Source organism: Nitrosomonas sp. Nm34 (assembly GCF_900113925.1).
Taxonomy (GTDB): domain Bacteria; phylum Pseudomonadota; class Gammaproteobacteria; order Burkholderiales; family Nitrosomonadaceae; genus Nitrosomonas.
In genome coordinates this window covers 18000-30822 of the sequence record NZ_FORD01000031.1, presented here as the reverse complement: position 1 = coordinate 30822, position 12823 = coordinate 18000, and the positions used below count along the sequence as shown (strand labels likewise).

Here is a 12823-nt window from a genome sequence, read left to right as displayed (position 1 = left end):
CCCGATCCATCATGAGCGCTTCAGCCACTTGAGTAACCGACCAGCCTTTACCTAACAGGTAGACCGTTTTTAGCCGGTCAGCATAACGCTTGTCTTTGGTTTGACGGTGCGCCACCTCTAAATTGGCAATTTCTTGTGCAGTGAGCAGGTAATGTGATGACATATTAAAATTCTAATATATTCACAACTATGTCGCATTAACTTAAACCAATTTTTGATTCACGAGAAGTATACATCGTTCATTTATTAATGATGGCATCCAAAAGGCAGTTGAATACTGAAGCTGGCGAGGTCATTGAGAATGTAGCTCAGCATACCATAGCACAGTACGAAAACAGCAGAAAGGGAAAAGTATGGAGCGCACTCGGATGTGAGGTAGATTCATTAGATATTCTCTTATTCATTTGTCGCGCAGATGGTCGCATGCTGGAAGCTGAAAGCTGAAAGTGAAATTATTGCCGATCATCTCAAACGCAGATGCAGCGATCTTATCTTTGAAGAGAAAGCTTGATGACGCACTCAAATCTCTTGGAGCAATAGATCATCGTCAGTTTAAAAGAACTATCGCTGAGATGAAATTATCAGGTGATTTTGAGCGCTTACGCGATATTCCATCACTAAAATCAAAACAGACTTTGCCAGCTTTACCTTGCCGTATTATTTATACTGTCTGCGGCTCACCTTCGCGTCATGTTTGATTTAGAAATAGAATTACATCAGCAAATTTAGTCTCGATCAGTGGCCTAGACAATACAATAGGATATTTCCAGCTAGTCGATCCCAGTATGTGTTTCTCGCATATCACTATGCTTACAGCAAAATCATTGGGACGCGGCGCATAGCTATAGAAAGGAGGTAAGAAACAATTAACTATGCACCGCAAGGAAGGAAGAACATATATACATAACCGATGACATAGTGGGAGAACATCATTCAGCAGATATGTACGGAAGCACTCCTACATGATAGAAGTTCTAATAAGACTCATTCTCAATAAAGAAGTTCCAAAAAATTTAATGCTAGGGTCTGTTGACATTTCACATAGGTAGCCACAGATATCCACACGCTATGGCTACCCTACTCTCGTAATTTCGTTTCAGTTTGTCGTATCGCGTTGCTATTGCCCGATACTGCTTTAGCCTGGCAAAAGCATTCTCCACCCAATGCCGGTATTGATATAAACCCCAATCCATATCTGCACTACTCTTCAGCGAGTTGCGCTTTCCCGGTATCACAGCCCGAGCTCCCTTCTTCGTTATCTGTTCCCGTAACCATTCGCCGTCATAGCCCTTGTCTGCAACTATTGCTTTTGCGTCAGGCCACCTGGCAATCAAATCAGGTGCAGCAGAACAGTCATTGACTTCTCCACCGGTGATTTCAAACTCAACTGGCAAGCCATAACCATCGACCACTAAATGGATCCTGGTGGTATTGCCTGCACGGCTTCTCCCGATAGCCTGCGATGCTTGACTCGCTGCTCCCGCACTATGTTGATGCGCTTTAACATAACTGCCATCCATAAATCTCCATTCCCAATCCAGATCAACAGCCAATGCTTTGAAAACATTGAGCCATTTCCTGCTCAATGACCAGGCATGGAATCTTTTATAGATAGAATTCCAGCAGCCGAACACCCGGGGCAGATCGCGCCATGGACAGCCCGATACAGTATGCCTTCTACCGTCATGCGCAGATTGCGCTTGTTATCAATCGATTCTTGAAGAAGAATCTTCTCCAGCTTCGACCCGTACTCATCATTGAGCATCATTCAGGCATCGCGAACTCGTTTTGTTGGTGGTGTAGGGACCCCAATATGACAAGCTTGTTTTTATCTATGAAATACTTATCTTAAAACGTCAACAGACCCTAACAACATTAATACAAATTATTTATCGTCTGGAATGAGACAAGTTTTAGCACATTTTTGAGGCAAACCAAATAAGCTTTACCACTCACTCAAATGCACTAATTCATGGTTGCTTGACCTGCAAATCATTCTTGAGAGAATGCACGCCCTGAGTCCTACGCGCAACTTCTACCGCTTTGTCCATCTCGGCACGAGAACTGACAAAGCCGCTCAGTTGTACCACACCATTTAAAGTTTCTACTTTAATTTCAGACAATTTCAAAGTAGGCTCAAGGTGAATTGCTTTTTTGACCCTCGCAGTAATGTCAGAATCATCCTTATATTGTCCAGTTGTCTCTGCCATAGAGGTTGATGTGCCACCCAGGAAAAAAGCTATTAGAACAATTGAGAAGAAATTAAAAAAACGGTTATTTAGTTGTTTCATGCTAAAACCCTTCTAAAGAATTGGTAGAACTAAAACACATCCATTGATGCTTTTAGATTAAAAGAACTGGTTTACACATGCTCATTACTCTATTTTAGAGGATAGATAACATTACAAGTTCATGGATAAACCTTGGGCTTAACCTTTCCATTCCCTCCTAAATAAGTTCAATAGTTAGTCGATGAAAATATTTTGCTCGAAACATAACACGATACCAGCGTTTACTTCCTAGAAGTGAGCGAGTAAATGTATACCCGCTGAGCTGAGGACAAGGAATAATGCTAACGCAGTTTTACCAAAACAACCACACGCGTGTCCTTCTCAAGCTTTTCCAAAGGTGCTCTTACCATCGCAAGATCAGCAGAGGGGCCAAATCTAAAATTAATAATCTCTCAATTAAACTGAGTCACGGTTTATTCGGTTTTTTCTTCAGTATGGTCTACACAAGACAAATCTAATACTACCCTTCCCATAAAGCTTTGCTTTACTGGAAGATCTAGTTGAAGTAGCACACATAAGAACATCCGAGCGCTTGCATTCTTTGCTAATACCGCTAGTGCTTTCCGGTACACAACGTAAATAAACATAATTTGTCATTAATACCTAGGCATAAACAGAAACTTCATATTTTTGACATATTTTTCTAACTATCTGAGACCGATTAGCAGACTCTCAGCCAAGGTAAAGCACTCTTGACGATTATTACCTTTTTGATAATATGCTGCGCACTACGAGAGGTGCTCACATATAAACCAAGCGATTAATTCATCTATTTTTATTAAGCGCGCTTGCACTCCACGAAGAAATTATTTGTGTAGCACAAATCATTTGCATAGCATTACTTTCTTATTCTTTAGATCAGCATGCTCAGGTTATTTGTATCAGAAACAAGTCAGATTATTGCCAAGTTACTTCAATGGCAAACAAAAAGAACTAACTTTAAAGTCGCGCTGATTTGCATTGTGGTGGCGTTAGCATTGACCCTTAATCGTTATTTTGGAGATTATCGTTTTGTATTATCCTTTTTGGAAAGCATAGAGCTATACGAGCTTTCAAACTTATTTCGATCATTCATGCTGCGTCACTCAGATGCTCAGCTACATCAATTAATGTTCTGGGCATCCTCAATTATTCTGTTTTATTTCATTTTGCCGATACTGGTGATTGTGTTGGTGATAAAAGAAAAGCTCAGTAATTACGGATTAGCTCCTAATTACAGTTTTAGCAATTATCGACCTTACTTAATCATGATTATCAGTATGGCACCTTTAGTTGTTTATTTCTCAGGGACAGATGGTTTTCTGGCAAGTTATCCTTTTTATAAGATAGGAAAAAATGAGAATTTTTATCCGAATTTTGTAATTTGGGAGTTATTTTATTTTCTTCAGTTCATTGCGCTCGAATTTTTATTCCGAGGATTTTTATTGCATGGCACTAAACGAAGATTTGGAGTTTATGCTATATTCGTCATGACAATTCCCTATTGCATGATTCATTTTGGCAAGCCTTTACCTGAAACAATAGGCGCAATCGTTGCCGGGATCGTGTTAGGCGCAATGAGTCTGAAAAGCAAGAGTATCTGGCCGGGGGTCATGCTTCATTATGGTATCGCAATCATGATGGATTTAAGTGTTTTATATCGTAAAGGGATGCTATGAATCAGTCTGTTTGAGATCCTACAGACTCTTTTTTCCCTCATTATCATGGAGTGTTAACCTCCGAGTAGCGCTAATATGAGGCTACAAACCAGCAGCCGATGCAAACACTTAGAGCCCATCTTTTGAATGAACATTCTTAGCATTTTTTTCGAGCAACTCAGTCACATTATCCCTCGCTCGAAATCCATCTTTTACCAGTAAAGCCTGACCCTCAGTGTTTGCATTAGCGCAAAATCAACAATATATGATTTTATATGATAAGTTATTAAGCTCTATTTTAAATTGGGACAATCCAAATAGCCATCTTGAGACTGTGAAGTAGTCACATTTACCACACGATTTTTCTGATTTGGTGTGTTGTCAGGGCCTGTAGCTTCACCAGTCGCTTTAACAATTAACTGGTTAGGTTTTGCACCACTTGCTACTAAGCGTTCCATCACTGCCTTAGCCCTTCTTTCCGATAATGCCTGATTGTAATTTGGTTTACCAACAGTATCCGTTGAGGCAGTAATAGTTGCCGTTGCATCGGGATGCTCTTTTAACCAGTGACCTATTCTGCTGATGGCTTCATCTCTGGTTTTAAACGGTTCAGCACTCCCCGTCTCAAAGTAGGCAACTGAATGGTGCTTTTTACGTGTTTTTTTTGCTCCTTTATAGTGGTTATGGCTATGCACTTCAGTCAGCCATTGACACATCTCTTTCTCCGATTCCAAACGATGGTGTGCTGCTGATCTGGCAGCATTCAAGGCTTCTTGTTTTTCATTGATATTCCAGTAGTAGTCATTCTCAAGATGGCTCAATGTATTATTGGCTGCTTCCAGATCTTTTGCAGACTGCTCAGCATGTAACATGGCTTGTCCATAGTGGCCTGATCTAGCGGCATCAATCTCAGCTTTTAAATCAGCCGTGTTCTGTTTAGGTGTGGTACAGGCTGCCAGCAGGAATACCAAAAGCGCAAGCGAGGAGTGAATATAACTTTTCATGATAATATCCTTTTGATTGAATCAGTCGAAACAGGTTTACTTGCCATCATCCAATGGACCATAAATAGTCCAGTAACCGGGATAATTCAATCCAATATAGCGGCTGTCCTCACTGAAGCGATCCCAGACATAAGCTGGTGTCGCAAAATCATAAGTTGGAAACGGTGAAGTCAAGAATTCAGCGCCTCCCACAAACGTTCGAGTCACCCCATGCATAACACCTCGAACAAGGCCCCAAGTTAGGCCTACAAGGATATTATGTTCGTTGCTGATATTGATGACATTCTTGGGGATCTCGATGAACCCAAAGGCCATATTCGCCAAACCCTGGCTGAGTTTGCTGCCAAAACTGGTTAGATAATCTTCTTCTGCTTGCACCGTTGATGTCATCATCAGTGCGCAGACCAGAACGCAAGTAGCAAGAATTTTACTTTTATTCATGATTAGCTCCTTGTTTTTCAAATTCAATAGTTCGCAAGACCATACACAGGTTTAAAAAACATGCAGATCCTGCTTCGCTGTTAGCTTGATAAAACATATTTACAGACCAGTGTATTTTAGGTGATATGCTCCTTTTATCGTATTGTGGTATTCCGTTAGCTTATCGGAATATGCTAACTTAAAAAATACGTGCAAGCACGTAACTGAATACAATCGGTGGTGATTATCAAGTCACAGTGACTCAATGTTTCAGTTATTCTTTTGATCGGCTCAGATGGTGAGCAAAGGATGCTCAGCAGAATGAATGCATCAAAAAATGGCACTAAAATTAACCGCACTACTAGCTTTGCTATGTTCCAGGCTAAAGAAGTCATTATGGCAACAAGGGAGAATGCCACAAAGAATAAGAATAACAGGCAATTAATGGCGTGACTGTGACTGAGAGGCCCATCCTCCACGATTGATATGTCTCACTGCTTATTGGCTCAGTTTATAGATTTACTCGCACGATATGAAGCGACGGTGCCGAGTATGGTGCGGTAACAGGTAGACTCCTCTACCGGATTGAAGCCGATATCCGTCATAAAAACCGGTAACAGTCCCAGAATATGATCGTGCACTTCTTCAAACCATCGCACGATCAGAGAGGTTAACCACATGCCTGGATCATGCGGGCGACTGAAATCCGCTACATGCAATTCGCCACCGGGTTTGAGGATGCGGAAAACTTCCCTAAGCATTTGCTGCTTATCCTGTCGTGTTAGATGATGAAGCACCAGGCTGGCAAATACGTGATCGAAGCATCCATTCGGATAGGGCAGAAAAGTTGCCCTACCCTGCTGAAGGGCGATACTTTGTCCTGCCTGCTCGGCCTTACTTCGTGCGATATCCAATACCTGAAGATCGACGTCAAGTCCGTATACGGTGACATCCGGTTGAGTTTGTTTGATCAGCATCGCGAGCGTGCCCGTACCGCAGCCGACATCCAGTACATTTTGACCGGGCTGAATGTGCGCTTGTGCAATCAATGCAGTCTTTAATCTTTCTTCATGAAAAAAGAGCCGCATCATCGGATCGTACCAGCGCGTCAACCAATGGAAATGAAGCGGCGGGATATAATGGGAGTGTTTTTTCATGATGATCAACCTTTCTCATGTGCTGAAGATTATTTTATTGCAATGATTCATTCCATTTGTAAGTGAAAACTGAGTTTGTCGGCTTCACCGTACTGTATTATGGATATTGTCTGCGGCCCACCTTCACGCCATGTTTGATTGGGAAATGGAACAACATCACTATGTCCATGAGTCTTTCTATTGACCCGGGCGATGATGTTGAACTTTGTGCCGGTTACTCTCTCCTACTGCTAAAGCACAGAAAATAAAGCAAAGCCGCATGCTCTACGCTGTGCTGAGTTTAAATTCCCTTTTTTGTTTAACTTTTATTTATTTTAATATGAAAGCACTCGTATTTCATAAGCCAAAAGATGTAAGAGTTGAAACCGTACAAGATCCTGAAATACAGAAGGAAACCGACGTTATCCTTAAAGTAACTTCCACCGCTATCTGTGGTTCTGATCTTCATATCTATAACGGCATGTTTCCTCAGCCGCGTAGCATGGTATTAGGGCATGAATTTATGGGTATAGTAGAAGAAACCGGTTCCGGGGTTACTCATCTGAAAAAAGGAGACCGGGTGGTCGTACCCTTCCCTATTGCCTGCGGACATTGCTGGTTCTGTACGCATCAACTCCCTACGCAATGTGAAGAATCGAATCCTGAGTTTTATGGTCCGGAGGGACACTTATTGAAAGGTAAGGGAGGCGGACTGTACGGCTATACCGATATGTATGGCGGCTATGATGGCGGCCAGGCGGAATACGTTCGTTTACCGTTTGCGCATTATAGTCCGCGTAAAGTTCCTGATAACATGAGCGACGAGCAGGTATTATTTCTTACCGATATCTTCCCTACCGGTTATACAGCTGTTGACTGGGCTCAGCTAAAAGGCGGCGAGACCGTTGCGATATTTGGTTGCGGTCCTGTTGGATTAATGGCACAGAAGGTAGCCTGGTTGCACGGTGCGGGAAGAGTCATTGCCCTGGATGTGGAAGATTACCGGCTGGAAACGTCAAGACGCACCTGTCGCACTGAAACCCTCAATGCGCACGATGAAGATGTAATTGAAAAAATACGTGAAATGACTCACGGCAGAGGTGCTGATGTTTGCATCGACGCTGTGGGCATGGAAGCAGACCGCAGCTTATGGGACAAAATTACCAACGTCATCAGACTCGAAAGAGGAACCATTAATGCGCTGCGTATGTGTCTGGATGCAGTACGCAGAGGCGGTACCGTTTCTATTGTAGGGGTATATGGTTATCCTTATGATAATTTTCCTATCCACCAGATCTTTGACAAAGGTATTACCATTAAAGCAGGACAAGTGCCTGTACAAAATTATATCGATCATCTGATACATCTGGTAGAAGAAGGAAAAGTTGTGCTGGATGACATTATCTCGCATCGTCTTCCTTTAAGCGAAGCCGCGAAAGGGTATCAGATTTTTAATGATAAGGAAGATAACTGTGTGAAGGTGGTTTTGAAGCCATGATCAGGGTTTTCAGAATTAGTTTTAAAGATTGAAAAACCGTTAGTTAAAATAGCTCGTGTGTAGAGTCCTTAAACTGGTTTACGAAAATAAATAATTATATTTTTTCTGTTATAAATGAATGCTGTATCTGAACTTTCTTAACCAGCACATAGACCGCTGGAAGAACGATTAATGTCAGTACAGTAGCCGAAATCATGCCCCCAACCATGGGTGCAGCAATGCGCCTTGTCAGCTCTGAACCGGTACCACTGCTTAACATAACTGGCAGTAAACCAAAAATACTTCCTGCAATGGTCATCATTACTGGACGTATTCGCATTCCAGCGCCTTCTTTCACAGCGGTATAAAGATCTTCAACCGTGATTTTTTCGCCTGCTGCCTGGCGTTTTACCCGGATAGCATTAAGCGCTTGATCGAGGAACTCCAGCATCACCATACCAGTTTCAGCCGCGATCCCCGCCAAACCAATGAACCCCACAGCGACCGCGATACTCATGTTGTAACCAAACCAATACATCAACCAGATACCACCCACCACGGAAAAAGGCACCGACAACATCACGATCAAAGTTTCACTTAAACGCCCGAAGTTTAAATAAATAAGAATAAATACGAGCAAAAGGGTAATCGGCACCACTATTTTCAATTTCTCAGTGGCACGTTGCATATATTCAAACTGGCCGCTCCAGGTAGCATAGTAGCCCGGTGGAAACTGAACTTGTTCGCGCACTACCTGCTGCGCATCTGCAATGTAGCTGCCGATATCCCGATCACGGATATCGATAAAAATATAAGCAGACAGCAAAGCATCCTCGGTACGGATACTCGGTGGCCCTTTGACCAGCTTGATTTGGGCCAACTGACCCAGTGGAATCATTGCTTCCATGGTGGGTACCAGCACTTGCGTCGCAATCGCTTGCGGATCACTGCGCAGTTCGCGTGGATAGCGCACGGTGACACCATAACGCTCACGCCCTTCCACGGTCGTAGTAATCGTTTCAGCTCCCAGCGCGGTTTTAATGACATCCAACAAATCACCCACAGCCAATCCATAACGCGCGAGCGCGATACGATCTGGCTCGATATCGAGGTAATAGCCGCCAGTAGTTCGCTCCGCAAAAGCACTGGTGGTGCCTGGCACAGTTTTAACGGCCATCTCGATTTGTGCACCTAGTTTCTCTATTTCACTGAGATCATTCCCGAATACCTTGATCCCGACGGGGGTACGGATACCGGTTGCGAGCATGTCCGTCCTGTTTTTGATCGGCATCGTCCAGGCATTGGCTACACCCGGTATTTGCAGCGCCTGATCCAGCTCGGCAATCAATTTGTCGATAGTCATACCAGAGCGCCACTCATTTTCCGGTTTCAGGTTAATGATGGTTTCGGCCATTTCCAGCGGTGCCGGATCAGTCGCGGTATTGGCGCGCCCAGCTTTGCCGAATACCGAGGCCACTTCGGGAAAGTTTTTAATGATTTTATTCTGTGTCTGCAGGATTTCTGCTGCTTCGGTAATAGAGATACCAGGGAGTGTCACCGGCATATAAAGCAATGTGCCTTCATTCAACGTCGGCATGAATTCGTTTCCCAATCTGAGCGCTGGATAAATGGTCAAGCCCAGTATGACGAGAGCAACTACCAGGATGCTTTTCTTCCATTTGATAACCCAGGGAATGACAGGTTGATAGCTCCGAATTAAGAGTCGGCCCAGTGGATTATCCTGTTCGCGCGGAATACGGCCACGAATCAGCAGCAGGATGAGGGCTGGAACCAACGTGATCGAAAGGATTGCTCCCCCCGCCATGGCAAATGTCTTGGTAAGGGCGAGCGGCTGAAACATACGCCCTTCCTGCGCCTCAAGCGTAAATATCGGCAGAAACGATACCGTGATAATCAACAGGCTAAAGAACAATGGCGGACCGACTTCCTTGCATGCAGCCACAACGGTTTCCACACGTGCCGAGGACGGAGCAAGCGGATCGAGACGTGCGAGGTGTTTATGCGTATTCTCAACCATGACAATGGCTGCGTCAGTCATCTCGGCAATCGCAAGCGCAATGCCAGCCAGGCTCATAATATTGGAATTGATGCCAAGGTGAAACATGACAATAAACGCGATGAGCACACCGATCGGTAACATGATCATTGCGACCAGGGCACTGCGCACATGCATGAGAAAAATGGCACACACCAGCGCTACGATAATCACTTGCTCAACTAATACTTCATTCAGCGTGCCGATGGCACGCTGAATCAGTTCAGATCGGTTATAAACAGATTGAATTTCAACGCCTTCCGGCAGACCCGATTTAATTTCATTGATTTTCTGTTCGATATCGTGGATGACATCAAGTGCATTTTCACCATAACGTGCGATGGCAATGCCTGAAACGGCTTCCCCTTCACCATTAAGCTCAGTAATCCCACGTCGCTCATTAGGTACCAGCTCTACCCGGGCGATATCACGCAATAATACCGGCATACCTTCATGCGCCTTGACGACCAAATTCTCAATGTCACTGATATTGCGCAGGTACCCTCTACCACGCACCATATATTCGGTTTCCGTGAGCTCGATCACACGCCCGCCGACATCCCGATTACTCTGAGCAACCACATCGATTACTGTTTTGAGTGGTATGCCATAGGCTTGCAAGTGCTGTGGATCGACCGTAATCTGATAAGTTTTTTCGAACCCACCGACACTGGCGATTTCTGAAACACCTTCTGTGGCAACCAATTGATAACGCAAGAACCAGTCCTGGATACTGCGCAGCTCATCCAGTGTACGGTCGTTAGCGGTAACGGCATACTGATAAACCCAGCCTACCCCGGTCGCATCCGGACCAAGGGCAGGCCTGACACTTTCCGGTAATTTATTAGCGGCAAAATTCAGGTATTCCAGTACACGTGAACGCGCCCAGTAAATATCCGCACCATCTTCAAAAATGACGTAAATAAACGACACGCCAAAGGCTGATAGCCCACGCACCACTTTCGATTTCGGCACACTCAGCATAGCTGTGGTCAGTGGATAAGTAACCTGATCTTCAACTACTTGAGGCGCCTGGCCCGGATATTCGGTGTAAATGATGACCTGAACATCGGATAAATCAGGAATCGCGTCAATGGGTGTTTTCCATACCGCATACACGCCCCATGCAATGAGAGCAAGTGTTGCCAGCAATACCAGAAACACATGTCGTACCGACCATTCGATTATTTTTCCCACCATCTTCATTGCCTCCCGTGCCTGCCGGAAGCAGCGCCATCATGCAAGGGAGAGATACTAACAATGACATACTCCCCGGCTGTTCCCTCGGTAATCTCGAATGTAACTTTTTGGCCCGGTTTCAACAGTCGGAGTAATGCCAGATCAGTAACCCGAAAATCCATCACCATGGAGGGCCAATTGAGACTGGTGATTGGTCCATGAGTCAGCGTAATGGTGGCATGCGCAAAATCAATCGCCTCGATGCTACCTTCACCTCGATGAGTTTCCGGTTGGTTGCTTTCAATCAATTCACCAGGTTTGGCATATGGTTTTTTGCTGAGTGCCACAGCAGGGCTTCCATGACCGAAATTACTCAACGCTGCCTTGAGATTGCTTTCTGCATCAATCAGGAAATTTGCCTTGACTACCACAACTTCTCCCGCTTCAAGCCCTCCTAATACCTCAGCATAACCATCGGCGTGCATGCCAAGCTTGACCGTTCTCGGCTCAAACCGACCTTCGCCCAGATCGACCAGCACCAGCTTCCGTGTGCCGGTATCCAAGACTGCTGAGTTAGGCACAGTCAGTACCTTTTCTTTGCTATGAAAAGAAGCAAACTCCACGTGCGCATACATAGCAGGCTTAAGCAGTTCATCAGCATTGGGCAATTCAATGCGAACGATAGCAGTACGCGTTTCTGGCGTGACTTTGGGATAAATGAAAGCGACCTCTCCACTAAATATTTTGTCCGGATAGGCATCGGCTCTGATGGTAGCTATCTGCCCGGGATGGATCATGCCGAGATCTTGCTCAAACACATCGGCCAGTACCCACACGCGGGATAAATCAGCAATCTGATAGAGGACATCTCCAGGCTCAAAGCGTTTTCCTTCAACAGAAGGTTTTTCCAATACTACGCCATTGGTTAGGGAGCGCAGCGTAACATGCTCTCTGACTTTGCCTTCACGCTGTAAGCGTTGTAATTCAATTTCCGATATATTCCAATTGCGCAGTTTCTGCAAGGCACTCTCAGCCAGCCTTTGCATGGCAGCTTTGATATCCGGATCACTCTCAGCGACCAGCCTCAGGCCTTTCTCTGCAATCAGATATTCCTGTTGCGCGGTGATGAGTTCAGGGCTGTACACATCCATCAAAGCTTGCCTTTTTTTCACTGCCTGACCAGTAGTATTTACGTAGAGCCGATGTATCCAACCTTCAAATTTGGTCACTAACGTATACAATTTACGCTCATCTGGCTGAATCGTGGCCACGGCCCTGACAGTACGAATCAACTGGCGTGGTGCTACCGCTTCAGTTCTCACTCCCAGCTTTTGTATTTTTTCAGTACTGATCTTTACTACTTTACTATCCGATGACGATTCCTCCTCTTCATAAACGGGAATGTAATCCATCCCCATCGGATCTTTCTTGGGTACAGGCGAGGTGTCTGATAACCCCATTGGATTGCGGTAATAAAGAATCTTGCCCTTAGGGGTGGTAACCCCAGGTGATTCGGCCCCAAGCTTAACAGGCTGGGTATCTCCCCACCAATATCCCACAACGAGCGAAAGTGCAATCAAAGCAATAGTAATGATGACTTTAACAAGGGCTCTCATAACGAAC

At 44.6% G+C, this 12823-nt stretch carries 11 protein-coding genes and 1 pseudogene; 5 read left to right on the top strand and 7 right to left on the bottom strand.

The annotated features are described in order from the left end of the window. Window positions 1-249: 249 nt before the first annotated feature. A complete protein-coding gene (locus tag BM283_RS11835; protein WP_090693339.1) occupies window positions 250-444 on the top strand; it encodes a hypothetical protein in 195 nt (64 codons plus the stop codon). Window positions 445-446: 2 nt separating this feature from the next. Continuing rightward, a complete protein-coding gene (locus BM283_RS11830; protein WP_090693337.1) occupies window positions 447-698 on the top strand; it encodes a hypothetical protein in 252 nt (83 codons plus the stop codon). 339 nt (window positions 699-1037) lie between these two features. Here BM283_RS11830 and BM283_RS11825 read toward each other — a convergent pair. Further along, window positions 1038-1765 (bottom strand): annotated as a pseudogene (locus BM283_RS11825) (IS5 family transposase). Window positions 1766-1970: 205 nt separating this feature from the next. Beyond that, window positions 1971-2291 (bottom strand): BON domain-containing protein, encoded by a 321-nt coding sequence (locus BM283_RS11820; protein WP_090693335.1) that lies wholly within the window; start codon window positions 2289-2291, stop codon window positions 1971-1973. A gap of 863 nt (window positions 2292-3154) precedes the next feature. Here BM283_RS11820 and BM283_RS11815 point away from each other — a divergent pair. After that, window positions 3155-3949, top strand: a complete 795-nt coding sequence (locus BM283_RS11815; RefSeq protein WP_090693333.1) for a CPBP family intramembrane glutamic endopeptidase — start codon at window positions 3155-3157, stop codon at window positions 3947-3949. 272 nt (window positions 3950-4221) lie between these two features. Here BM283_RS11815 and BM283_RS11810 read toward each other — a convergent pair whose 3' ends face one another. Both BM283_RS11810 and BM283_RS11805 read right to left on the bottom strand, forming a co-directional pair. After that, on the bottom strand, window positions 4222-4932 hold the full coding sequence (locus BM283_RS11810; RefSeq protein WP_217646510.1) for an OmpA family protein: 711 nt from the start codon (window positions 4930-4932) through the stop codon (window positions 4222-4224). Window positions 4933-4968: 36 nt separating this feature from the next. Next, on the bottom strand, window positions 4969-5373 hold the full coding sequence (locus tag BM283_RS11805) for an exosortase system-associated protein, TIGR04073 family (RefSeq protein ID WP_090693329.1): 405 nt from the start codon (window positions 5371-5373) through the stop codon (window positions 4969-4971). 300 nt (window positions 5374-5673) lie between these two features. Here BM283_RS11805 and BM283_RS20335 point away from each other — a divergent pair, with 300 nt between their 5' ends. Continuing rightward, window positions 5674-5805 carry a hypothetical protein gene (locus BM283_RS20335; RefSeq protein WP_302848292.1) on the top strand — a complete coding sequence of 44 codons (132 nt, stop codon included), beginning with the start codon at window positions 5674-5676 and terminating at the stop codon, window positions 5803-5805. Between the two features lie 53 nt (window positions 5806-5858). On the opposite strand, the gene BM283_RS11800 is transcribed toward BM283_RS20335, so the two are convergent. Continuing rightward, a complete protein-coding gene (locus tag BM283_RS11800; RefSeq protein ID WP_090693326.1) occupies window positions 5859-6509 on the bottom strand; it encodes a class I SAM-dependent methyltransferase in 651 nt (216 codons plus the stop codon). 319 nt (window positions 6510-6828) lie between these two features. Here BM283_RS11800 and BM283_RS11795 point away from each other — a divergent pair, with 319 nt between their 5' ends. Further along, entirely contained in the window at window positions 6829-7986 is a 1158-nt protein-coding gene (locus tag BM283_RS11795; protein WP_090693351.1) for a zinc-dependent alcohol dehydrogenase, read from the top strand. A gap of 94 nt (window positions 7987-8080) precedes the next feature. Here the strand turns inward: BM283_RS11795 and BM283_RS11790 are convergent, their stop codons facing one another. Both BM283_RS11790 and BM283_RS11785 read right to left on the bottom strand, forming a co-directional pair. Then, window positions 8081-11221: an efflux RND transporter permease subunit gene (locus BM283_RS11790; protein ID WP_090693324.1), complete on the bottom strand. Its 3141-nt coding sequence runs from the start codon at window positions 11219-11221 to the stop codon at window positions 8081-8083. 2 nt (window positions 11222-11223) lie between these two features. Then, a complete protein-coding gene (locus tag BM283_RS11785; RefSeq protein WP_090693349.1) occupies window positions 11224-12816 on the bottom strand; it encodes an efflux RND transporter periplasmic adaptor subunit in 1593 nt (530 codons plus the stop codon). Window positions 12817-12823: the final 7 nt, after the last annotated feature.